General features: G+C 63.5%; 15 protein-coding genes, 2 pseudogenes and 2 riboswitches. Of the genes and pseudogenes, 6 read left to right on the top strand and 11 right to left on the bottom strand.

Features of this window, described 5'->3' with window-relative positions; translation table 11 throughout:
- Positions 1–67: 67 nt before the first annotated feature.
- Both WN982_RS29920 and WN982_RS29915 read left to right on the top strand, forming a co-directional pair.
- The gene (locus WN982_RS29920; RefSeq protein WP_341319168.1) at positions 68–1,285 is read left to right on the top strand and encodes an efflux RND transporter periplasmic adaptor subunit; all 1,218 of its coding nucleotides are present in this window, start codon (positions 68–70) and stop codon (positions 1,283–1,285) included.
- Positions 1,286–1,401: 116 nt separating this feature from the next.
- The gene (locus tag WN982_RS29915) at positions 1,402–2,976 is read left to right on the top strand and encodes an efflux transporter outer membrane subunit (protein WP_341319465.1); all 1,575 of its coding nucleotides are present in this window, start codon (positions 1,402–1,404) and stop codon (positions 2,974–2,976) included.
- Here WN982_RS29915 and WN982_RS29910 read toward each other — a convergent pair.
- The 10 genes and pseudogenes from WN982_RS29910 to WN982_RS29865 form a co-directional block, all read right to left on the bottom strand.
- The gene (locus WN982_RS29910) at positions 2,954–4,519 is read right to left on the bottom strand and encodes a heavy metal sensor histidine kinase (RefSeq protein ID WP_341319167.1); all 1,566 of its coding nucleotides are present in this window, start codon (positions 4,517–4,519) and stop codon (positions 2,954–2,956) included. The two genes, WN982_RS29915 and WN982_RS29910, sit on opposite strands and share 23 nt — an antisense overlap.
- A complete protein-coding gene (locus WN982_RS29905) occupies positions 4,519–5,196 on the bottom strand; it encodes a heavy metal response regulator transcription factor (RefSeq protein ID WP_341319166.1) in 678 nt (225 codons plus the stop codon). Before WN982_RS29905 ends, WN982_RS29910 begins: the two co-directional genes overlap by 1 nt.
- Before the next feature lie 1,042 nt (positions 5,197–6,238).
- Positions 6,239–7,156 (bottom strand): ABC transporter ATP-binding protein, encoded by a 918-nt coding sequence (locus WN982_RS29900; RefSeq protein ID WP_341319165.1) that lies wholly within the window; start codon positions 7,154–7,156, stop codon positions 6,239–6,241.
- Positions 7,157–7,208: 52 nt separating this feature from the next.
- Positions 7,209–8,180, bottom strand: a complete 972-nt coding sequence (locus tag WN982_RS29895) for an ABC transporter permease subunit (protein ID WP_341319164.1) — start codon at positions 8,178–8,180, stop codon at positions 7,209–7,211.
- 67 nt (positions 8,181–8,247) lie between these two features.
- A pseudogene (gene atzF / locus WN982_RS29890) lies at positions 8,248–9,651 on the bottom strand (allophanate hydrolase); the annotation flags it as partial.
- Positions 9,648–13,247, bottom strand: coding sequence for an urea carboxylase (gene uca / locus WN982_RS29885; protein WP_341319163.1), 3,600 nt, complete (start codon positions 13,245–13,247; stop codon positions 9,648–9,650). The gene uca and the pseudogene atzF, both read right to left, overlap by 4 nt.
- The gene (locus tag WN982_RS29880; protein ID WP_341319162.1) at positions 13,244–13,900 is read right to left on the bottom strand and encodes an urea amidolyase associated protein UAAP2; all 657 of its coding nucleotides are present in this window, start codon (positions 13,898–13,900) and stop codon (positions 13,244–13,246) included. Before WN982_RS29880 ends, uca begins: the two co-directional genes overlap by 4 nt.
- An 11-nt stretch (positions 13,901–13,911) precedes the next feature.
- Positions 13,912–14,667 carry an urea amidolyase associated protein UAAP1 gene (locus WN982_RS29875; protein WP_341319161.1) on the bottom strand — a complete coding sequence of 252 codons (756 nt, stop codon included), beginning with the start codon at positions 14,665–14,667 and terminating at the stop codon, positions 13,912–13,914.
- A 57-nt stretch (positions 14,668–14,724) separates the two neighbouring features.
- Positions 14,725–14,860: riboswitch (guanidine-I (ykkC/yxkD leader) on the bottom strand.
- Between the two features lie 486 nt (positions 14,861–15,346).
- A complete protein-coding gene (locus tag WN982_RS29870) occupies positions 15,347–16,390 on the bottom strand; it encodes a 2-oxoglutarate and iron-dependent oxygenase domain-containing protein (RefSeq protein WP_341319160.1) in 1,044 nt (347 codons plus the stop codon).
- 9 nt (positions 16,391–16,399) lie between these two features.
- Positions 16,400–17,308 carry a TIM barrel protein gene (locus tag WN982_RS29865; RefSeq protein ID WP_341319159.1) on the bottom strand — a complete coding sequence of 303 codons (909 nt, stop codon included), beginning with the start codon at positions 17,306–17,308 and terminating at the stop codon, positions 16,400–16,402.
- A gap of 114 nt (positions 17,309–17,422) precedes the next feature.
- Between WN982_RS29865 and WN982_RS29860 the strand changes: the two genes are divergently transcribed.
- The 3 genes from WN982_RS29860 (at position 17,423) to WN982_RS29850 (ending at position 20,679) form a co-directional block, all read left to right on the top strand.
- A complete protein-coding gene (locus WN982_RS29860; RefSeq protein WP_341319158.1) occupies positions 17,423–17,833 on the top strand; it encodes a MarR family transcriptional regulator in 411 nt (136 codons plus the stop codon).
- Between the two features lie 115 nt (positions 17,834–17,948).
- Positions 17,949–18,086: riboswitch (guanidine-I (ykkC/yxkD leader) on the top strand.
- Between the two features lie 162 nt (positions 18,087–18,248).
- A complete protein-coding gene (locus WN982_RS29855) occupies positions 18,249–19,292 on the top strand; it encodes an ABC transporter substrate-binding protein (RefSeq protein ID WP_341319157.1) in 1,044 nt (347 codons plus the stop codon).
- Positions 19,293–19,635: 343 nt separating this feature from the next.
- Positions 19,636–20,679 (top strand): rod shape-determining protein, encoded by a 1,044-nt coding sequence (locus tag WN982_RS29850; RefSeq protein ID WP_028194510.1) that lies wholly within the window; start codon positions 19,636–19,638, stop codon positions 20,677–20,679.
- 57 nt (positions 20,680–20,736) lie between these two features.
- On the opposite strand, the pseudogene WN982_RS29845 reads toward WN982_RS29850, so the two are convergent.
- Positions 20,737–21,198, bottom strand: a pseudogene (locus WN982_RS29845) (allophanate hydrolase); the annotation flags it as partial.
- Between the two features lie 267 nt (positions 21,199–21,465).
- On the opposite strand from WN982_RS29845, the gene WN982_RS29840 reads away from it, so the two are divergent.
- Complete coding sequence (locus tag WN982_RS29840) at positions 21,466–23,064, top strand: gamma-glutamyltransferase family protein (RefSeq protein ID WP_341319156.1); 1,599 nt, start codon at positions 21,466–21,468, stop codon at positions 23,062–23,064.
- Position 23,065 lies beyond the last annotated feature (1 nt).

The following is a 23,065-nucleotide window of genomic DNA, read 5'->3' as shown; positions in this document are numbered from 1 at the left end:
CCTTCCCATGAACGATTCATCCCTTCCGCCCGTACGGTCCGATCGGTCGGCTCAGTCCGATCGGCCAATGAGCGATGCTGCAACAACCACGCACGCCGACACTGCTGCATCCGCGTCCACGCCCGCCGCAGAGGCAGGCCCAAAACCGCGCCGCCGTCTGTGGCCGCTCGCGTTGGGCGGACTTGCCGCTGCCTTGCTGATCGTCGGCATTGTGCCGCGTTTGCACGCGAGCGCCGCGCTGACGCAGCAGACGGCAGCGCAAAGCGTCGTCAACGTTGCGGTGATCACGCCGCGCGCCGCGCCGTCGGTCCACGAACTGCTGCTGCCCGGCGCGGTGACGCCGTTCGCGGAAGCGTCGATCTACGCACGCACGAGCGGCTATCTGGCTCACTGGAACACCGATATCGGCGCCCAGGTTAAAAGCGGGCAGACGCTCGCCACCATCGAAGCCCCCGAACTCGACGCGCAGCTACGCCAGGCCCGCGCCGACGAAGCGACCGCGCAGGCCAACTACGACTTCGCAAAGACCACCGCACAGCGCTGGCAGGAGATGCTGAAAACACAATCGGTCGCGCAGCAGGACGCAGATACCAAGGTCAGCGATATGGAAGCACGGCGCGCGATGCTGGCGTCGGCACAGGCCAACGTCGCGCATCTGGCCGAACTGGTTTCGTACGAGAAGATCACCGCGCCGTTCGACGGTGTCATCACCGCCCGCAACGTCGACGTCGGCGCACTGGTGACGGCGGGCGGCACGCCCGGCACGGCCGGCATGTCGGGCGAGCTGTTTCACATCCAGCAGACCGGCGTGCTGCGCGTTTTTGTCGATGTGCCGCAAAACGACGCGCCCTACGTCACGCCCGACACCGGCGTGTATCTGACGGCCCAGCAGTATCCGGGCCGGCATATCGCCGCGAAGGTGGCGCGCAGCACTGGCGCGATCGACCCCGCGAGCCGCACGTTGCGGGTCGAAGTCGACGTCGATAACAAGGATGGCGCGTTGATGCCCGGCGCTTACGCGCAGGTGCATCTGCAGTTGCAATCGTCGTCGCCCGCGCTCGATTTGCCGGTCAGTGCGCTGCTGTTCCGCGCCGACGGCGTGACGGTCGCCGTGGTCGACAGGAACGGCAAGGCGGCGCTGAAGACGGTTCACATCGGCCGCGATTTCGGCACGCATGTGGAAATCACCACGGGTCTCGCGGCAACCGACCGGGTAATCGACAACCCGGGCGATTCGCTGAGCGCCGGACAAGCCGTCCAGATCATCCCGGCAACGCATAGCTGAGCGCCCGTCTTCGAAAGGATCTGCCGATGTTTCAGATGAAATTGCCACGCACGTCGATTCGCCGTTTATCGAGTCCGCGCTTGGGCCTGCGCTTGCGGCCGCGATTGAGCTTGCGCATGCTGCTGCGCTTGCGCCTGCGTTGGTGCCTGCTATCTCGCCGTGCGCTTGCCGTCACGCTGATCGGTGCATTACTGAGCGCGTGCTCGACGCTGCCGCCTTACCGGCGGCCCACAACCGAGATTCCCGCGCAATACGCAGGCGCCGCAGCCGGCTGGACGCAGGCCGCGCCCGCCGACGCGGCGCCACGCGGCCCATGGTGGACTATTTTCAACGACCCTGTGCTCAATCAACTCGAAGCGCGTATCGACGTCTCGAATCAGACCGTGCGTAAAGCGGTCGCGCAGGTCCAGCAAGCGCGTTCGATGGTCGACTATCAGCGCTCCGGATTGTTCCCGACCGTCACTGCCGGTCTCGCGCAAAATCGCTCAAGAACCTCGCAGAACCTCGTGGACCGTGCGCTCGCGGGCAAGACCATCCCCGACTATTCGGCCGGCGTGTCGGCGAGCTGGGAGCCCGATCTGTTCGGCCGGGTGCACGACAGCGTGGTCGGCGCGCAGGCCGACGCCCAGGCAAGCGAAGCGGACCTCGAAGCCGTGCGGCTGTCGATGAGCGCCGATCTGGCCGTCGACTATTTCGCGCTACGCTCGCTCGACACGCAGAAGAAGTTGCTCGACGATAGCGTGACCGCGTACGCCACCGCGCTGCAACTGCTGCAGCAGCAACTGAAAAACGGTGCGATCGATGCATCAGCGGTCGCCCAGGCCACCACGCAACTCGAAGCGACGCGCACCCAGGACACGGACATCGACGTGACGCGCGCGCAAATGCAGCATGCGATCGCGACCTTGATCGGCGAGCCCGCGTCGAGCTTCACGCTGCCGCCGAACGGCTCCTCGCTGACCGCGCCGCCGATTCCGGTCGGATTGCCGTCGCAACTGCTCGAACGGCGGCCCGACATCGCCGCCGCCGAGCGGCGCGTGGCGTCGGCGAACGCGCAGATCGGCGTGGCGCACGCGGCGTTTTTCCCGGACCTGGTGCTGTCGGCCAGCACCGGGCTGGAGAGCACGTTCTTCGCGCCGTGGCTAACCGCGCCGAGTCTGTTCTGGTCGCTTGGGTCGCAACTCGTCGGCACGATATTCGACGGCGGCAAGCGTACCGCCGCCCTGCATGGCGCGACGGCACAATACGACGGTACGGTCGCCGACTACCGGCAAACGGTACTGGTGGCGTTCCAGCAGGTTGAAGACAATCTGTCCGCGTTGCATTCGCTCGCCGACGAAGCCGCCAGCCAGCAGCGCGCGACGACGGCCGCAGACCTGTCATTGCGACTGACGACCAACCGCTTCAAAGCCGGCGCGGTCAGCTATCTCGACGTGGTCACCGCGCAGACGATCGCGTTGACGAACCAGCGCACCGCGGATCAGATTGCCGCGCGCCAGTTGGAGTCGAGTGTGTTGTTGCTGAAGGCGTTGGGCGGCACGTGGCACGGCCAGGGCGATAGCGCGTCAGCGCCGGAAGTCGCCGCTGCGGCATCCGTTACTGGACCTGCCAGCACTTCCGCTGCCGAACCCATCACCACGTTTGCTGCAAAATCCGCCACTCAGGCAGTCACTCAACCCGCCGGAACGTGAGAATGAAACGCGTGCTCTGCGTGTCGCTTTCGGCATGCACCGAGCCGCCATGCAGCTCCATGATCGTGCGCACGATGGCGAGGCCGAGGCCCGTGGAGCCCGTGGACCCTTGCGATAAGCCGGAAGACGGCAGTGAACTGCGCGACGGGTCGATACGATAAAAACGGTCGAAAATCCGTTCAAGATGCTCGTGAGCGATCGGCTGCCCCTGGTTGGACACGGTCACGCGCACCTCGTCGCCGGACGCAGTGGCGTCGAGCACGATCTCGCCGCCATGCGGTGTGTAACGAATTGCGTTGGCGAGCAGATTGCTGACGGCGCGGCGAAACAGCTCCAGGTCGGCCGTCAGCATGGCGGCGCCGGTGACGCGCAAGCTGACGCTCGCATCTTCGGCGATACCTTCGAAGTACTCGGCAATGTGCGTCAATTCCTGTCCGGCGTCGAACTCGCGCATGTGTTTGACGAACTGCGGATGCTCCGCGCGCGCGAGGAACAGCACGTTTTCGATCATTCGCGACAGCCGGTCGCATTCCTCCAGATTCGACGCCAGTAGCGCCTCGTATTCGTCCGAGGAACGAGGCCGGGCGAGCGCCACTTCGGCGGTGCCGCGCATGTTGCTGAGCGGCGTGCGCATATCGTGTGCGAGGTCGGCGGTGAAACGCGACAGACGTTGAAAGCCCTGCTCCACGCGCTCGAGCATTGCATTCAAGGACACCACCAGCGCTTCGAGTTCACGCGGCACGCGCGCTACGGCAATCCGCGTATTCAGACGATTGACCGTGACGCGGCTTGCGCTCGCCGCGATATCGCGCACCGGCCGCAATGCTGCGCGAATCAGCAGATAGCTCAATAGCATCGCGAGAATCGCGCCAGCGGCGCCTGCCATGTGCAGCTTGTCGCGATAGCGATCGAGCATCAGCCAGCGGTCGCTCATGTTGCGCGCCACCAGCACGCTGGCCACTTCGCCGTCGCGCAACCTCGCGTCAGTCAGGATGCCGCGGATCGGCGCGCCGTTGCGGCCGCTCCAGTCGGCGATGGCGGTCTCGGTGATGCGCGCTGAAGCGGGAATGCGCGTCAACTGCGGCAAGGCGGCGGTGGTCGCGACGCCGCTGGCTTCACTTGCTTCACTGGCCTCGCTGGCTTCATTGGGGTCGCTGGCTGCGGCCTCATGCGCCTCACTGGCTGCGCCGGCTGCACTTGCGTTACGGGCATCATTGGCGCCGGCCGGCGCGGCGAAGGTGTTGGCGAGGTTGTGTCCGAGCACCTGGCGTCCGTCGGGATCGAAGACTTCCATCGACATCGCTTCATTGCCGAACACGATGCTGGTCAGACGGTCGCTGTGCTTGCGAATCCCCTTCGACGTGTCGAGTTCCTGTGCAAGCCGTCGTGCATGACGGGCGGCGAGCACGATGTCGAGATCGTCTTGCGCCTTGATCTGCCGTTCCAGCGCGAGATACAGAAAACTGCCGACCAGAACGAAGACGGCGAGCGTGGTGGCGCCGAATGCAAACGCGAGCGTCGCGGCGAGCGAGCGGCTGCGCATCAAGCGGTGGCCTTCAGTTCGAGCACATAGCCGACGCCGCGCACCGTGTGGATCAGCTTGACGGGAAAATTGTCGTCGATCTTGGTGCGCAGCCGGCGGATCGCGACTTCGACGACATTGGTGTCGCTGTCGAAATTCATATCCCAGACATAGGAGGCAATTTGCGTGCGGCTCAGCACTTCGCCTTGACGGCGCGCGAGCAATTGCAGCAGTGAGAACTCGCGCGGCGTGAGATCGATGCGTATGCCACCGCGTTTCACACGCCGGCGATTGACGTCCATTTCCAGGTCGCCTACCTTGATCAGCTCGCTCTCGCGCGGCGGTCCACGGCGCGCAAGCGTGCGCACGCGCGCCAGCAATTCGACGAATGCGAAGGGTTTGACCAGATAGTCGTCTGCCCCGAGCTCCAGACCGCGGACGCGGTCGTCGACGTCGTCGCGGGCGGTCAGGAACAGCACCGGGGTTGTGCGCGTGCTGCGCAGGGTTTTGACGATGGTCCAGCCGTCCATGCCCGGCAGCATCACGTCGAGCACGATCACGTCGTACTCCTCTTCCTGCGCGAGGATGAGGCCTTGCGGGCCGTCGTTCGCTACGTCGACTGCGTAGCCGGATTCCTCCAGGCCTTTCTTCAGATAGGCCGCTGTTTTCAGCTCGTCCTCGATGACCAGGATTCGCATGGGGTTGACTCCGCTTTGCTTGACTTTTTAATCATACCGGTAAGCGGTGGGGAGGGGGATTACGATCTGGTAATGTTTTTTTGCCTTTGGCGGCGGCATTGGTTGTTTGCCTGCGGTGTTGCCTTTCCCTGCTTTGTTATTGGTTTATTAACGTTCTCCCTGTGCTGTTTGCCTGCTCGGCGCTTTTTGGCTGTGTGCCTGCAGTGTTGGCCTTTCCTTGTTTTCTTAGTGGTTTATTAGCGTCGCCCCTGTGCGGGGCAGGCACTTACTTTCTTTGCCGCCGCAAAGAAAGTAAGCAAAGAAAGCGGCTTCACACCGCTAATCCTTAAGCGGGTCCCCTGGCTTGGAGGAGGCAGTGGAGCATCTGGAATCTGTGTTCTCGCGCATTCCGCGCTTGTGACAAGGCAGTCATACTTCCGGCGGCGCTGCGCGCGCAGTAGCGGTACTTCACAAAACCGTCGGGTCCGTCGGGCGCTTCCGGCGCCTGCAGTTGTTCAAGCGTAACGGCTTGCCTGTGTTGCGCTAGCTAACTCGCGGCTGCGTTCCTTTCCTCCGCTGGCGTCACTCGCGGCTGCGTTTCGTTCGGCGAAATGGCCCGCACTGCCACAATTCAGCGCCTCGCCGAGGCGAAGCCGATGGCCCCAACCCCGCACAAACGAACCCCCTGGTTTTCCTTGTGGACCGTTCCGGCGAGCACGCAGTGCGAAGCGGGCAGAATGATGCGCAAGCGCACACGCCCCACCGGTTTTGAGAAGTACCGCTGCGGCGCGCGCAGCGCCGCCGGAAGTATGACTGCCTTGTCACCAGCGTTGAATGTGCGAGAACACAGATTCCAGATGCTCCACTGCCTCCTCCAAGCCAGGGGACCCGCTTAAGAATTAGCGGGGTGAAGCCGCTTTCTTTGCTTACTTTCTTTGCGGCGGCAAAGAAAGTAAGTGCCTGCCCCGCACAGGGGCGACGCTAATAGACCACTAAGAAATCAAGGAAAGGCCAGCACCGCAGGCACACAGACATAAAGCGCCGCGAAGGCAAAAAAACACCTTCATTCAACATTATCCGCCACATCAGTCATCCGAACCATATGCGGCTTAACACTATCATCATCATCGTCGTCGACGACACCAATAGCCGGATGAATCAACGCCTCCAACCGAGCCTTAGTGGCCACAAACTCAGCAGAAACAGCCTGAGAATAATCCCGTGGACGGGGCACCGGCACCTCGATCAACTCCTGCACCTCCCCAGGATTCGCCTTCAGCACCAGAATACGATCGGCCAGAAAAATCGCCTCATCCAGATCGTGCGTGATAAACAGCACAGTCACATCGATATTGCGCCAGATATCGAGCAAATGCGTCTGCATCTTCGCACGCGTCTGCGCATCCAGCGCACCAAACGGCTCGTCCATCAGTAAAATACGCGGCCGGTTCGCGAGCGCGCGCGCAATCGCCACGCGCTGCTTCATCCCGCCGGACAACTGATGCGGATAAGCATCGGCAAACTTCGTCAGGCCGACCAGTTCCAGCCATTGCAGCGCCTCGCGCTCGGCGTGCATCGTGCTGTGTCCGTTCATCTTCAGACCGAACATGACGTTTTTCTTGACCGTCAGCCACGGAAACAACGTATAGCCCTGAAACACCATCCCGCGATCGGCGCCCGGTCCCTGCACCGGCGTGCCGTCGAGCAGCACGCTGCCGCTCGTCTGCATCTCGAGCCCCGCGAGAATGCGGATCAAGGTCGACTTGCCGCAGCCCGACGGCCCAATCACGCAGACGAACTCGCGCCGGTGAGTCTTGAAGCTGATGCCGTCGAGTGCCGTGCATTCGCCTTGCGGCGTCTCGAAGCGCTTGCCGAGGTCGCGGACCTCGAGGATCACCTCGCGTGCCTTCAGGCGCTCAAAACGCTCGCGCACCGCGTCGGACTGGAGAAGGTATGACGGAATCGGTTGCGGATTTAACATGATCAAGTCCTTTGAATACGGTGCAATAAGCCAGGGAGCACAAGCGTGCGCGCTACGCCTTCAGCGTGCGGTCCCACGGAAACAGCTTGCGGCCGGCGAACGCCAGCACGAGATCGGTGCCGAGTCCGATGATGCCGATCATCATGATCGCCGCGTACACGTTCTCGAAGTGCTCGTAGCGGGCCTGCTGGGTGATGTACCAGGTGATGCCCGAACTGGTGCCGACCAGTTCCGCGACGATCAGATAAGTCCACGCCCAGCCGAGCAGAATGCGCTGGTCACGGTACAGGTCCGGCAGGATGCCAGGAATCACCACATGCGTGAGCAGCTTGAGTTTCTTCGTGCCGAGCGTCATCGCCGCCTCGAACAGGCCGTATTCGAGCTTGCGCGTCGTGTTCGCGACGATCAGCACCTGCTGGAACAACGTGCCGATCACAATGATGGCGATCTTGGGCGCATCGTAAATGCCGAGTATCGCGACCATCAGCGCGCCGAACGCGGGCGCCGGCAAGTAGCGGAAGAACTCGAAAAAAGGCTCCTGCAAGCGCGCGATCGCGCTGTAAGTGCCGCAAACAATGCCGATCGGCACGCCGACCACCGACGACACCACAAAGCCCCAGAAGATGATCTGGATGCTGTGCCACAGGCTTTGGTGCAGCCACACGCCGTCGCGCGAGGCGGGCGGCGTCGTGAACGCCGTGTAGAACGCGCGCAACACCTCGTGCGGAGCAGGCAGATACACCGGGTTGACCGGCTCGCCCGTCGGTAATGCGGTATGAGCGTCACGCGCATGAGCTAGCTCGTCGGCAAACACTTCCTTGTCGACCCGCATGCCGGGCTGGAAATAGTCGACGCTGCCCGGCCGCTCGATCAGCACCTGAGGATGCCAGACGAACGGCACGTAGCTGACAATGCACCACACGAACAACGGCAGCAAGAACGAGCCGGCGCCCAATAACCACTTGCCCCGCAGGGAAAGTTCACGGCGCACCGCGAACCATTCGGTCCTGTTAATCACTGTCATGGGATTCTCCGAGGCATCGTTCGGTTGCGCTGGTTGCGGGTGATCGAGTGGCATGCGCATGCGTCCGATCCTGCGCCGCCTCGCCGAGCCAGGCACGGGCCAGATCGAGCAGCACGGCATCCTGATGCGCGCGCCCAACGAACGTTATGCCGAACGGCAGCCCGGCATGCCGGCCGTCCGCGCAGACGCCCGCCGGCACGGCAAGCGCGGACAGATCGAGCAGATTGACAAAGTTCGTGTAGTAGCCGAAGCGCGAGTTGACGCGAATCGGGTCCGCCTCCAGTTCGTCGACGGTCGCGGTCGTCGCCGAAGTCGGCGTGACGATCGCATCGATGGTTTGCCAGACTTCACCGGTCTGCATGCGCAAGACGGCCAGCCGGTCGAAGGCGGCGAACGCATCCGCCGCGCTCCAGCGTGCCGCGCCGCCAATGATCTCGCGTATCACAGGATGCAACGCGTGCGGCTGCGCGTCGGCGAACTCGCGAATCGCGGCGAGCCGCTCGGCCACCCACGGTCCCTCGTACAGCAGGCGTGCGGTCGCAAGGAACGGCTCGAAGTCGATTTCGATCAGTTCCGCGCCGGCTGAACGCAAGCGTGTCAGGGCGGCGTCGAACGCCTTCGCGTATGAGGTGTCGCCGAAGAATTCGAGCTGGCTTGCGCGCGGCACGCCGAAGCGCACGCCGCGCAGAGACGGCTGAGATTCCCGCGACGCCGACTCGCGCGGCTTCTGCAGAGGCTGCCATTCACGCGCATACGGGTCGCCTTGCGCCACGCCGCGTGCAACGTCGAACACACGTTGCGCGTCGTCCGCCGAGCGCGCGAAGATCGACACGCAATCGAGTGACTTGCACGCCGGCACCACACCCAGCGTACTCAGCACGCCCTTGGTCGGCTTCAGTCCGAGCAAGCCGTGAAACGCGGCGGGCACACGTCCCGAGCCGGCCGTGTCGGTGCCCAGCGAAAACGCCGCGAGACCGAGCGCAACCGTTACAGCCGACCCGGAACTGGAGCCCCCCGACGCGTAACGCGGATCGAGCGCGTTGCGGCACGCGCCGTGCGGCGAGCGCTGCCCGGACAAACCGGTCGCGAACTGATCGAGGTTGGTCTTGCCGATCGGAATCGCGCCGGCCGCAATCAGCCGCTCGACCACCGCTGCGCTTTGCTCGGGCCGATACGCATACGCCGGGCAAGCGGCTGTGGTCGGCACGCCGGCCAGATCGATGTTGTCCTTGATCGCGAACGGAATGCCATAGAGCGGCAACGTGTCCATCTCGCGGCCTTCGAGCGCGTCGGCGTAGCGCATCATCTCGTCGCGGGTCAACGGGCGAATCCATGCGTGATGCGGATCGTCTCCCGACGTGCGCGCGGCGATCGCCTCGACCAGTTGCGCCGGGGTGAGACTGCCAGCGCGGTAACGCGCCTGCAGCGACGTAATCGACATCGACTCGAATAGATCGTCATATGGTTTCATTTGCACGTCACCTCCTCTGTGGCGCCGGCCGCAACGCCCGCACGCATCGTCATCAACCGCTGACCCGCGACAACAGCCGCGCCCGGCGCACAATCGATCGTTTCGATCACGCCGTCTTCAGTGACGGCAACGGACACTTCCATCTTCATCGATTCGACGATCGCGACCACCTGTCCTTCAATCACGCGCTCGCCCTCGCTGACGAGCAGCTTCCACACGCTGCCGGACACGTCGGCGACGATGCTGTGCTGGCCGGCCGTCAGCACGTCTTCCGGCGTGCCGCCCACCGGCGAGCGCGCGTCGCTGCCGGGCTCGCCGACGTACTCGGCTTGCCCCGCGGCATGCCAGCGCTCGCGCTCTTCGTCGAACGCCGCCTGCTGCGAGGTCTTGAACGCCGCAATCGACTCGGCCTCGTCTTGCAGGAAGCGGTTGTACGCGCCGAGGTCGAACATCGATTCCTCGATCCTCAGGCTCGCGCGGCCCGCGATGAAATCGGCGCGCAGTTCGGCAAGCTCGGCCTCGCTGACTTCGTAGAAGCGGATCTCGTCGAAAAACCGCAGCAGCCACGGCTTGCCCGCTTCGAACTCACGTGTGGTGCGATAGCGGTTCCACATCTGCACGGTGCGGCCGACGAACTGATAGCCGCCCGGCCCTTCCATGCCGTACACGCACAGATACGCGCCGCCGATCCCCACCGCGTTCTCCGGCGTCCATGTGCGCGCCGGGTTGTATTTGGTCGTGACGAGCCGGTGACGCGGATCGAGCGGCGTTGCCACCGGCGCACCGAGATAGACGTCGCCGAGGCCCATCACCAGATAGCGCGCATCGAACACGATGCGCTTCACGTCGTCGATGCTGTCAAGCCCGTTGATACGGCGAATGAACTCGATATTGCTCGGGCACCACGGCGCGTCCGGCCGCACCGATTGCATGTAGCGCTCGATCGCGATACGCGTGGACGGGTCGTCCCACGACAGCGGCAGGTGCACGATGCGATTCGGCACGCGCATATCGGCGACGGCAGGCAATTCGCGCTCGGCTTGCTGAAGATGCGCGAGCAAGGTGTCGCACGACAGAATGCGGCGATCGAAATGCACTTGCAGCGAACGGATGCCCGGCGTCAGATCGACGATCCCCGGCAGCCGGTGTGCATCGAGCCAGTTCATCAGCGCATGCACGCGAAATCGCAGATTCAGATCCAGCACGAGTGGGCCGTATTCGACCAGCACGTTCTGATCGCCGGAGCGTCGGTAGACCACGCCTGTGCCCTCGCCTGCTGCGGGATCGCGGTAGAGGATGCAATCGTGTTCGTTGGCGACAAGCTTCGGCGCGGACAGCGTCTTCTGCACACGCACCGGCTCGAACCGCACCGTATCGCCTGGCCGCAACTGTCCGAGCTTCCACAACTCGTCACCAACCACGGTCACTGGACACACGAAACCGCCGAGGCTCGGACCGTCCGGGCCGAGGATCACCGGCATGTCGCCGGTGAAATCGACCGCGCCGACCGCATACGCGTTGTCGTGAATATTCGACGGATGCAGCCCCGCTTCGCCGCCATCCGTGCGGGCCCACTGCGGTTTCGGGCCGATCAGGCGGACGCCCGTGCGGCTCGAGTTGTAGTGGACCGTCCAGCGCGTGCCGTACAGCATCGCGATGTCGTCCGGCGTGAAGAAATCCGGCGCGCCGTGCGGACCGTCGAGCACGCCTAGCAGCCAGTCGTGCGTCAGCACCGGCACGCGCGCGGGATCGAGTTGCGCGCCCGCTTCGCCACGGCCTGCATCGGCGGCAAGATGCAGTACGTCGCCTTTGCGCAATGCGCGCCCGGCGTGGCCGCCGAACTGGCCGAGCGTGAACGTCGCCTTGCTGCCGAGGTAGTCCGGCACCTGCAAGCCGCCTTTGAGCGCGAGGCATGCACGCATGCCGGCGCCGGTCACGCCGCCGAGCTTCAGCACCGAACCGGCCGGCGCCCGCGTGACTCGCCACAGCACGACCGGCTCGCCGTCCAGGGTAGCGGCGAGCGGCGCGCCGCCGAGCACGAACAGCGTCGCCGTGTTGAAGCGCAGTGTCGCGCCGACCATCGCGCATTCAAGCCCCGCCGCGTCGGCCGGATTGCCGAGCAGTTCGTTGGCGAGCCGGAATGACAGATCGTCCATCGGGCCGGACGGCGGCACGCCGATGTCCCAGTAGCCGGTGCGCCCCGGTGTTTGCTGCACCGTGGTTTGCACGCCGCCGTCGAGCACGTCGATGGTGTGCGGCGCGAACATGAAGCGTGACAGGAATGCGGTTGTCTGTACTCCGCGCGCGAACGTATCCGAACCGGCGATCGCACGCAGATAGTCGAGGTTCGTTTCGATCCCGTAGAGCTGCGTCTTGTCCAAAGCGCTGCGCAACGCGGCAAGCGCGGCATCGCGTGTTGCACCCTTGACGATGATCTTCGCGAGCAACGGATCGTAGAACGCGCTGACTTCGGTGCCGGCGTCGACCCATGTGTCGACCCGTGCATGGCCGGCGAACGCCACGTGCGTCAGCACACCGGCGCTGGGTTGGAACTGTTTATGCGGGTCTTCCGCATATAAACGCACCTGAATACTCGCGCCGCTCTGCGCGGGTGCAAGCGTGTCGAGCGGTGCAAGTTCGCCTTCAGCCTGGCGAATCATCCACTCGACCAGATCGATACCGGTCACTTCTTCTGTCACGCAATGCTCGACCTGCAACCGCGTGTTCACTTCGAGGAAATAAAAGCGGCGCGTATCGGCATCGAATACGAACTCGACGGTACCGGCGGATTCATACTTCACCGCTTGAGCCAAACGCACGGCGTTTGCATGCAGCTCCGCGCGCTCCGCATCGGTCAAACCCGGTGCGGGCGTTTCCTCGATCACTTTCTGATTGCGCCGCTGCACCGAGCAATCGCGTTCGCCGAGCGCAAGCACGCCGCCACGGCCGTCGCCGAAAATCTGCACTTCGATGTGGCGCGCGTTCTCGACGAACTTCTCGAGGTAGACACCGGCATTCGCAAAGTTCGCTTCGCCGAGCCGCGCGACCGATGCGAACACCGCCTCCAGTTGCGCCGCGTCGCGACACAGCGACATGCCGATGCCCCCGCCGCCCGCCGTGCTTTTCAGCATCACCGGATAGCCGATCGCGGCGGCTTCATGCAGCGCGGCGGCCACGTCGGGCAGCAAACCGGTGCCGGGCAGCAGCGCGACATCGTTTGCCTGCGCCAACGCCCGTGCGGTGTGCTTGAGGCCGAATTCGCGCATCTGTGCGGGGCGCGGGCCGATGAAGCGAATGCCCGCGTCTTCGCAAGCCTGCGCGAATGCGGCGTTTTCGGACAGGAACCCATAACCAGGATGCACCGCGCTCGCGCCGGTCGCACGCGCCGCGTCGAGTATCGCGGCGCTGTTCAGATAGCTGCCGGCCGCGACTGCCGGGCCGATGCAGACCGCTTCGTCGGCGAGCATCACATGCATCGCGTGGCGATCGGCTTCCGAATAGACCGCGACCGATGCGATGCCGAGACGCTTGAGCGTGCGAATCACGCGGCAGGCAATTTCACCGCGATTGGCAATCAGGACTTTGTGGAATCTCATTGGGCATCCCAGATGGTCAGTCGCACGGGCGTCGGGTTGTAGCCGTTGCATGGATTGTTCAACTGCGGACAGTTCGAGATCAGCACGGTCACGTCCATGTCGGCGCGCATCTCGACGTATTTGCCCGGCGCCGAAATACCGTCCTCGAAGGTCAGCTTGCCAAGCGGCGTCACCGGCACGTTCATGAAAAAGTTGATGTTGCTGACGATGTCGCGCTTGGTCAGTTGCGTGCCCACGCCGCAGGTGCAATGCGTGATCGCATGCAGAAAACTGTCGCGGCAGCTATGCATGTGGCGCTTGTCGAGCGCATAGCGGACTGTGTTGCTCTCGGCCGCGCAGGCGCCGCCGAGCGTGTCGTGCCGCCCGCAGGTGTCTGCAACGATGGTCAGCATCGGCTTGCCGAGGTTCGACATCAGCACGCTGCCTGCCGACAGGTACAGATTGCGTTGCGCGCGAATCGTGTCCTGTCCGCTATAACGTTCGAGCGGATCGGCGGTGTTGTAGAACAACGTGTCGACGGCCTGGTTGCCGTCCAGATCGAGAATGCGGAAGAACTGTCCGCGCCGCACTTCGTGCAGCCACGGTTCGCCGGACGGCAGCGTGAGGTCGTAGACCGCATGACGGATATCGAGCTTGCTTTCGATGATAGGCATCGCGGGTCTCCTTAAACGAACAGACGATCGGTGTTGACGAAGCCGCGCTCATTCTCGGGACACGCTGCGCGGCATGGGTCGTCGGCCGGTACGGCGGCGTCAGTTGCATACGCGCGGTACGCGATCAGCTTGACGGGCCTCGGTTCGTATTCGGATGAAGGGTCGAACGGATGCGGTGCGCTCGAAAACGCAGCGAGCGTGTTCATTTCGAAGCGCAGATCGAACGCCGCGCCGGCCGGCGAGTGATGCGGTACGAACGTAAGCGAGCCGTCCTCGTCAGAGGCGAGCTTGCTGAAGAAGTTGATGTTGGCCACCAGATCGCGCGTGCCGAGTCCGTGCTTGGCGAGTTCGAGCAGCAGGCTGTCGCGGCCGTTGCGAACCATCGCGTTGCGCTCGTCCTGATAGCGGGTCACGCCGTACTTGCTCGCGAACAGCGCCGCGTCGCCCACGCCGCCGAGCGGATCGTGCCAGCCGAGCGTGTCGGCGGTGATCGACGCCATGACGCGGCCCATGTCCGAATACAGCACGTGGCCTCGCGTCAGATGCGCGGTGTGCTGCGCCTTGAGCGTATCGGCCATGTTGTAGCGTTCGAGGAGATCGTCGTGCCGGTAGAAGAGCGCGGCCAGATTCGCGCCACCTTCGGGATCGACGATGCGCAATGCGATGCCACGGCGCAGCACGCCGGACCAGTGGGTGCCGGCAGGAATCACCGTTTCCCACAACACGTGCGGGATTGGTGCGAGATCGACTGGGGATTGCGTCGACATGGAGGCTCCAGGTATCGGTTGGGAAAAAGCATGAGAGGGCGATTGACCGACATCGCGACCTCCCGGGCTTTTATCCCTCCGTGGAGCCTCGCCGGCGCCTTGAAAGAAGGTGAACGGCAAGACCGGATTGCTCTCGGACCAGGCATCGTGCGCGCATTGAAGCGGTACGACCGGAACCCTAGCGATCCTGAAGATGATGCAAATTACTTCGCACCTCTCGCTGCGTTGTTAAGCGAGTTGCGTGCCAGCGCGGCGTTGTCGACGCTCAAACGTATCGCCGGCAAGGGATTGGATGTTGTTAGCGGTTCTACGCGGCAGGTATCGGCAAGTGGCGCACGCACCCTGGCGCAGCGCGATTGCGCACCACTTGAATGCTTCGGGCACCACGATTGGGCTGAACGCCTCGCTTGTTCCACGCGGCGTATGGCTGCACATAACGGCATGGTGGTTGCTTAATACAGCGCTGCTCCAACCAACCTGCTCATCCGACCATGTCCATGCTTGCCACCATTCGCCGCACGCTCTATGCACTGCTGTCGGTACGTTTCATCGAACTGCAAAAACAGCGGCGCCGCCTATGAGCTGGGCGGCGCCGCTGTGGCAAACCTGCTGAGAGGGTTTGCTTGTGGGGATGGCTCACTGACGCGACTGACGCGACATCGATCCATCTCCGCAGCGCTCAGGCGGCCGCATAGCGCGCCTGTTGCCCGAAGCTAGCCAAAGCCTTCGAGCCGTCGGGTAACGCCAGTTCGCCGCGTTCGAGGCGCTGCTTCAGATAAGTAAAGCTCTGTGCAGTCTGCGCGAACAGGTGGTCGCCCGCGGATACCGGTGGGTATTTCGCCACTGCTTCAGGTGTCGCGAATTGCGGCAGCGGCGCGACCACCGTGCGGTAGTCGCACGCGAAGAAGAGCGGAAACGAGTACCGCTCCTCCCTCACCTTGCGCACGCGATGCGAAGTTGCGACGTAGGCACCGCCGGTCCAGACCTCCAGCATGTCGCCGATGTTCACGACGAACGCGTTGTCGAGCGGCGGCGCATCGATCCACTCGCCGTCGCCGTTCATTACTTCGAGGCCGGGCGCTGTCGGCAGCAGGATCGTGAAGCACTCGTAGTCGGTATGTGCGCCGATGCCCGGCCGGTCTTCGGCGGACGGATCGACGGGATAGTGGATGAGCCTCAACTGGCTCGGCGGCTTGTGCAAGTAAGTGTCGAAATGCGATTCCGGTAGGCCGAGCGCGAGCGAGAAGCCCCGGAACAAGGCCCGGCCGAGCGCGAAGGCCGCTTCGTAGTAGCCGCCGACCGCCTCGCGAAATCCCGGCTGATCCGGCCACTGGTTCGGCCCGAGCATCGGCGTGCCGGCCTTCACGTCGGGATCGTCGGCAGACAGTTCCCTGCCCGTGTCGAACGCCTCCTTCCTGTCGCGCTTGCCGCCTGCGAACACTTCCTCGCCTTCGGGCACATAGCCTCGATGCGCGGTCGATTTGCCGATGTAGTAGCGCATTTTCCAGTCGTCGGGCGCGGCAAAGAAACGTTTTGCATGCTCGACGAGCGCGGCTTGCCGCTCGCGCGCGATCTGATGGCCGGTAACGTAGAAGAAGCCGGCATCGCGCGCCGCGCGATCGAGTTCGCGCGCGGTTGCAAGGCGCTGGTCTTCGTTATCGCTAAAGAGTCCGCTGACGTCGACGACGGGCAAACGGTCGAAACCGGTATGGGTTTGGCTCATGAGGGTTGCCTATGCATGCTGAGGTTCAATGTGCGATTCGATTCGCGGCTCGGGTTGCAGAGCGGCCCGCGCCTCGCGCCCAGCGAGAAACGCCGCGAGATGGCGCCGCTCTTCGCGCCCCATCCACGTGTTGATCTCCCACAGATCGGCCACCGGCGCGTTCGTGAAAGGCAAGGTGTGCAAATAACCATCGGGGCCGAACTCGGGCGTCATCGTGGTAGTTGTATAGCCTTTCTCGATCTGTGCGTTCCATAACACCTCCCAGATCCGCTGGTGCGAAGCAAGGCAGTCGGCGTATTCGGGCGCGGCTGGATGCGGAACCTGCGGACCTTGCGGATAGCCGACGCGGCCATGCAAATGGTGCGCGTGAGGTGCGAGCTCCAGAATCGTGTCCCATTCGCCATCGAGCAGACGCTCGCACACCGACACCCAATGACTGAAGTCGCAGGTCAGCTTGAGTTCAGGCACGGCACGCGCGACATCGCGTGTGATCCACGGGTTGTAGAACGAGCGGCCGCGGTGCGTCTCGAAGCTGCAGACCACGTCGTGCTTCGCGGCGATCTCCACCGCGCGCGCAAAGAAATCGACTTGCGTGGCGGCCGGCCATGCATCGCAGCCTGCCATCACATTGAAAAAGCGCGGCTGGAGCGGCTTGCCCCAAACGATCTTTTCTTCGAAATCGCGCAGATGATCGGCGGGCGTGGCCGAACGCTCCGGCACGTAACTGCCGGCCGTCGTGATCTCCGCGATGAACGCGAGCCGTTCGTCGGCAATGGCGTTCGCAAATGCTTCGCGATCGGCGGCGCCAGGCGGCACCGGCGCCTCGATACCGTCGAAGCCCGCGGCCCGCACCAGCGGTGCGGCGTCCCGTGGCCCGCCGTCGAATCCCCAGAACGTCTTGAACAATTCGAATTTCATCGCCCCTCCTATATATGCAAAATTGCATGCAATAGTACATTCGAATCCGGACCCGTCAATAAACTATCCGCCCAGTGGCGTGCATAATTCCGGCACGCCCGATTTCCGGCTTAATTGGCACTTAAACTGTGCACCCTTCCTCCTCGTGGTGAATCGATGAAGAAAAAAATTGCGCGTAACAAGGGGCAAGCCGTCGCGCGCGCCATCCTCGACATGGACTGGCAGTGGTCAGCGCATTTCGGCGATCTGGGGCTGAACGATCTCAACTACAGCGACCTGTTTTGCCGGATGTGGGTGGACAAGGAGGCTTACTTCGCGAAGACCGCGCTGTACGACTTCATGCCCGGCGTAAGCCGCCGCACCGCGGTCCGCTATGTGCAGGAGCTGATCGACGCAGGCTGGCTGCTGGAGACGAATTCCGAGCAGGATCGCCGCATCAAGCAGATCAGCCTGGCAGCGTCGATCGAGGACCGGCTGGAGCAGTTCCTTGCCTACGTGCTTCAACGTTTCGCCGCGCTGGACTGATGCCTACACGTGGTTCTGCCGAAGCATTCGCGGAACACGCGCCTCAAAGCGATAACTTGATCCCGCTGGCATATTTCTCGCTTGACTGGAAGCCGAGAGGTGCGGCGGCGTCGCATCTTAGGGATGCTAGGGTTCCGGTTCGCAAGAACGTCTGGTCCGAGAGCAGCCCGGTGCACCGGTTCGATCGACTCGAGGTTCGACTTTGAGGCGATCGGCCGGCGGCACTACACGGCGGGACAAAAGCCCGGGAGATTGGCGATAGCGATGGCTATCGTGCCTCTCCGTGGCCGGCGTTTGTCTCCCGCAGTTTCCGCGCAATTTGCACGCTCGCAGGAACCGGTCATGTTGTTTTATCGCGCAGTCGCCGCGCGGTCCAACTCAACAATCGCGATTGACCGGTCTCCTGGAGAAAACGATGCAACGATTCAAATCCGCCCCCACCCTGCTTCCCTCGCTGAACCGTCTGTCTTCCTCAGTGCGCCTGCGTGGCGTCATTGCCGGAGCTGCCGCGGCGCTTGCGTTCAGCCTCGCCGCCGCGCCTGCCTATGCGGGCGCGCCGCTCGCCATCGGCTATAGCGACTGGCCCGGCTTCGTCGCCTTCCAGATCGCGATCGACAAAGGCTGGTTCAAACAGGCAGGTGTGGACGTCAATTTCCAATGGTTCGATTACTCCGCCTCTCTGGATGCGTTCGCGGCGGGTAAGCTCGACGCGGTCGGCGCCACCAATGGCGATGCCCTCGTGACCGGCGCAAGCGGCGCGAAGAACGTAATGGTGCTGCTGACCGACTACTCGAGCGGCAACGACATGATCGTGGCGAAGCCGCCCATCCGCTCCGTCGAGGGGCTCAAGGGCAAGAAGGTCGGCGTCGAAGTCGGTCTGGTCGATCACCTGCTGCTCGACACGGCGCTCGAGAAACACGCACTCAAGGAATCGGACCTCACGCTTGTCAACGCGAAGACCAATGAATTGCCGCAGGTGCTCGCCTCGTCCAACGACGTCGCTGCGGTCGGCGCATGGCAGCCGAACGCGGGCGAAGCGCTCAAGCGTGTGCCGGGCTCGCGCCCGATCTTCACCTCGGCCGATGCGCCGGGCCTGATCTACGACGCCATCACGGTCAATCCTGTCAGCCTGTCGTCGCGCAAGGCCGACTGGGAAAAGGTGATCAAGGTCTGGTATCGCTGCGTCGCCTACATCAACGATCCGAAGACGCAACCGGATGCGGTGAAGATCATGTCCGCGCGCGTCGGTCTGACGCCGGCCCAATATCTGCCGTTGCTCAAGGGGACGCACCTGCTAGACGCCGCGGCGGCGAAGAAAGCATTCGTCAAGGGTGAGGGGCTGGACTCGGTGTACGGTTCGAGCGTGAACGCCGACAAGTTCAACGTGCGCAACGCCGTGTACAAGCAATCGCAGAATGTGAGCGCCTATATCGACCCGACGTTGGCCAATGCGCCGTAAGTAGCGGTGTGAAAAGGAAACATGCGCCCGATTCGCGCGTGTTTCCTTGCGGCGCCCGGGGTTTATGCCGCGTTCTGCAACGGCAGGCCGAAAACTCGTTGCGAGCGCGCCCGCCCAGGTAACCCTTACATCTTCAGTGCGGTGCGCCGCATTCCCAACGGCAAGCTTACTGAGACGAGCGCGCCTCGGCTTGCCTCGGACATGACCGGAAAGTAGGTTCGCCGGGGCGTTGCTGTTATTCTTCCCTCTCCCGACCGTCATCCGGTCGCCTGCCGCCGCCCTCGAGCGGCGTTCCCAAGCGGCGCGCTCACGCGCCCTGGCATCAAGCGAGACAGGAATTTGCATGTTCGGTTTTCTGCGCGGCTATTTTTCCAACGACCTGGCGATCGATCTCGGCACGTCGAACACCCTGATCTACATGCGCGGCAAGGGCATCGTGCTGGACGAACCATCGGTCGTGTCGATCCGCCAGGAAGGCGGCCCGAACGGCAAGAAGATCATTCTGGCTGTCGGCAAGGAAGCGAAACAGATGCTCGGCAAAGTGCCGGGCAACATCGAGGCGATTCGCCCGATGAAAGACGGCGTGATCGCCGACTTCAACATCACCCAGCAGATGATCAAGCGCTTCATCCAGATGGCGCACGAATCGCGGATGTTCGCGCCGTCGCCGCGCATCATCATCTGCGTGCCGTGCGGATCCACCCAGGTCGAACGACGCGCGATCAAGGAAGCCGCGCATAGCGCGGGTGCCTCGCAGGTCTATCTGATCGAGGAGCCGATGGCCGCGGCAACCGGCGCCGGCCTGCCCGTGTCGGAGGCGACCGGCTCGATGGTGGTGGATATCGGCGGAGGCACGACCGAGGTGGGCGTGATCTCGCTGGGCGGTGTCGTCTACAAAGGCTCGGTGCGCGTGGGCGGCGACAAGTTCGACGATGCCATCGTCAACTACATCCGCCGCAACTACGGGATGCTGATCGGCGAGCAGACGGCTGAGGCGATCAAGAAGGAAATCGGCTCCGCATTTCCGGGCTCCGAAGTCAAGGAGATGGAGGTCAAGGGCCGCAACATGTCGGAAGGCATCCCGCGCAGCTTCACGGTTTCCAGCAACGAGATTCTCGAAGCGCTCACCGATCCGTTGAATCAGATTGTCTCTGCGGTCAAGATCGCGCTTGAACAGACGCCGCCGGAACTCGGCGCCGACATCGCCGAGCGCGGCATCATGCTGGCGGGCGGCGGCGCATTGCTGCGCGATCTCGACCGGCTGCTGGCCGAAGAGACCGGCCTGCCGGTGTTCGTCGCCGAAGCGCCGCTCACGTGCGTGGTGCGCGGCTCGGGCATGGCGCTCGAGCGCATGGATAAATTCGGCGGAGCGTTCTCGTACGAATGACGCTTGCGAAACGCGGGTCGGCCAGGTTGAGGCTCAGATTGAGACTCAGCGTGAAGGCTAACGCCCGTTAGCCTTCACGCTGTCGAGATAGGCGAGCCAGCCGCCGAACGAAGTAATCTCCGTCGCACCACTGTCGTCGCTGACCGCGGACGGCTCGCAAATGAAACCTTTCACGGCGAGGCCGCTGGTGAGTTGCAGCGTGCCGATGCCGAGCGGCGCGGGCACGTCCATCACGAACTTGCCGAAGGTGCGCAGCGGCACTTCCCACACTTCGACGGCGATTGGCGCACCTGGCTGGCTGGTCATGCGGACCAGTCCGGGCTTCGGCGGCTGCGTGCCGGCAAGCGCGTAAAGCCGATAACAGGGCGCGGTGTGCGTGGCCTCGATAAAGCGCGCGCCGGCCTCCTGCAATTGCCAGTTCAGCGGTTGTCCGCGCAGATGCGCGCCGACCACCGCGAGCGCGACGGTTAGTTCCTGCAACGGCAATGAGTCGATGCTTACCGGCGCGGCTTCGCTTGCGGCGAGTGGCGACTGAGTCCGGGTGCCCGGTTCGGCGAAACCAGCGGCAAATTGATCCCTGTTGGTCAGTACGTGTTTTTCCATGAGTTCGATCTTGAAGACAAGTCTGGACTGAAAAGAGCACGAGATATGCCAACTCCATCCCGCTTGTAATTGAACAACTAGCCGACCGTGGCTTGCCCCCACGTGCAAGCCGATTTCTTTCAGCGTCGCGCGAACTATACTCGCTACTCCGGATAGCTCATCTCCACCCATAGCGGAGTAGTGATGCATAACCTGAATCTCGCCCGCTCGAACGCCGGCATGGTCACCAGCCCTCATGCGCTCGCGAGTACCGCCGGACTCGACGTATTGCGCGCGGGAGGCAATGCGATCGAAGCTGCGATTGCGATCGGTGCGGCGCTGTGCGTGACGTATCCGCATTTCACGGGTCTTGGCGGCGACGCCTTCTGGGTGATCGGCGACCGGCACGGGATGTTGCGTACGGTGTCGGGTATCGGCCAGGCTGCGGCGACACTTCCCGCGTTCGACGGCGCTATTCCTTTGCGCGGCGCTGCATCTGCCCTCACCACTGCAGCGACCGTCGATACGTGGCATCAGGCTTACGCGATCAGCAAAACCTCATGGGGCGGCCAACAGTCGTGGGCCTCGCTATTCGACCGTGCACTTGAGTATGCATCGGACGGATTTCCAGTTACGCCGTCGCAGCACTTCTGGCAAAGCTTGCGCGCTGATGAACTGCACGCTCAGCCAGGCTTTGCGGCGACCTTCACACCGCACGGCCGGATTCCCGCGATCTCCGAGCGCTTTGTGCAGCCGGCGCTTGCACGCAGCATCGAGCGGATTGCCCGCTTCGGCGCGCACGAGTTTTATGAAGGCGACCTGGCGGAGCGGATCGCGCGTGGTTTGCAGGAGGCAGGCTCGCCGTTGACTTTAAACGACCTCGCGAGAACGCTGGCACGCGATGAAGCGCCATTGCGCATCACCTACCGCGGCGGCGAACTGGTGAGCATGCGCCCGCCGACTCAGGGCGTGACAACCTTGCAGATCATGGGCACGCTCGATCGCTTCGACCTTGGGTCGATCGCCGAAGGCAGCACCGATTACTACCACCTGCTGGTCGAAGCGGTGAAATGCGCGTTCGTGGATCGCGACCGGTTCGTATCGGACCCCGAGTTCAACCACGTGCCGGTCGACGACATGCTGTCGCCCGCCACGCTCGACGCGCACGCGCGCTCGATCGACATGCGCGCGGCCCGCGCATGGCCGCATGTTTTCCGTCCGGGCGATACAGTGTTCATCGGCGCGACGGATAGTCAGGGCCGCAGCGTAAGCGTGCTGCAAACGGTCTACTTCGATTGGGGTAGCGGGGTGGTGGCGGGCGATACGGGGATTCTGTGGCACAACCGCGGCGCGTCGTTCAGCACGAATCCCGCGCATCACAACGCCGCGCAGCCTGGCAAGCGGCCCTTCCACACGCTCAATCCCGGCATGTACCTGAAGCACGGACGTCCACATCTGCTGTTCGGCACGCAAGGCGCAGACGGTCAGCCTCAGACCCTAGCCGCGATTCTCACGCGCCTGATCGATTACGGAATGGATCCGTTCACCGCCGTCGCCCGCCCACGTTTTCTGCTCGGCAAGACTTTCTCCGATACGCGCGATGCGTTGAAGCTCGAGGACGACGCGGGTGCCGACGTGTTCGCGGAGCTAGCCGCGCGTGGTCACGAAGTGAGCGCCATTCCAGCGCAAAGTCCGCTCGCGGGTCACCCCGGCGTGATCCGCATCGACCCAAACGGCGCGGCCTGCGGCGCGCACGATCCGCGCAGCGACGGCCGTGCGCTCGGCGTCGATGAGGACGTTTGAA

Origin of the sequence: Paraburkholderia sp. IMGN_8, assembly GCF_038050405.1 — a bacterium.
Classification (GTDB): domain Bacteria; phylum Pseudomonadota; class Gammaproteobacteria; order Burkholderiales; family Burkholderiaceae; genus Paraburkholderia.
This window is presented reverse-complemented; position numbering and strand designations above follow the sequence as displayed.

Coding starts and splice junctions, on each gene's coding strand:
- WN982_RS29920 (WP_341319168.1), top strand. CDS start 68: ATGAGCGATGCTGCAACAACCACGCACGCCGACACTGCTGCATCCGCG.
- WN982_RS29915 (WP_341319465.1), top strand. CDS start 1,402: ATGCTGCTGCGCTTGCGCCTGCGTTGGTGCCTGCTATCTCGCCGTGCG.
- WN982_RS29910 (WP_341319167.1), bottom strand. CDS start 4,519: ATGCGCAGCCGCTCGCTCGCCGCGACGCTCGCGTTTGCATTCGGCGCC.
- WN982_RS29905 (WP_341319166.1), bottom strand. CDS start 5,196: ATGCGAATCCTGGTCATCGAGGACGAGCTGAAAACAGCGGCCTATCTG.
- WN982_RS29900 (WP_341319165.1), bottom strand. CDS start 7,156: ATGTTAAATCCGCAACCGATTCCGTCATACCTTCTCCAGTCCGACGCG.
- WN982_RS29895 (WP_341319164.1), bottom strand. CDS start 8,180: ATGACAGTGATTAACAGGACCGAATGGTTCGCGGTGCGCCGTGAACTT.
- uca (WP_341319163.1), bottom strand. CDS start 13,247: ATGAGATTCCACAAAGTCCTGATTGCCAATCGCGGTGAAATTGCCTGC.
- WN982_RS29880 (WP_341319162.1), bottom strand. CDS start 13,900: ATGCCTATCATCGAAAGCAAGCTCGATATCCGTCATGCGGTCTACGAC.
- WN982_RS29875 (WP_341319161.1), bottom strand. CDS start 14,667: ATGTCGACGCAATCCCCAGTCGATCTCGCACCAATCCCGCACGTGTTG.
- WN982_RS29870 (WP_341319160.1), bottom strand. CDS start 16,390: ATGAGCCAAACCCATACCGGTTTCGACCGTTTGCCCGTCGTCGACGTC.
- WN982_RS29865 (WP_341319159.1), bottom strand. CDS start 17,308: ATGAAATTCGAATTGTTCAAGACGTTCTGGGGATTCGACGGCGGGCCA.
- WN982_RS29855 (WP_341319157.1), top strand. CDS start 18,249: ATGCAACGATTCAAATCCGCCCCCACCCTGCTTCCCTCGCTGAACCGT.
- WN982_RS29850 (WP_028194510.1), top strand. CDS start 19,636: ATGTTCGGTTTTCTGCGCGGCTATTTTTCCAACGACCTGGCGATCGAT.
- WN982_RS29840 (WP_341319156.1), top strand. CDS start 21,466: ATGCATAACCTGAATCTCGCCCGCTCGAACGCCGGCATGGTCACCAGC.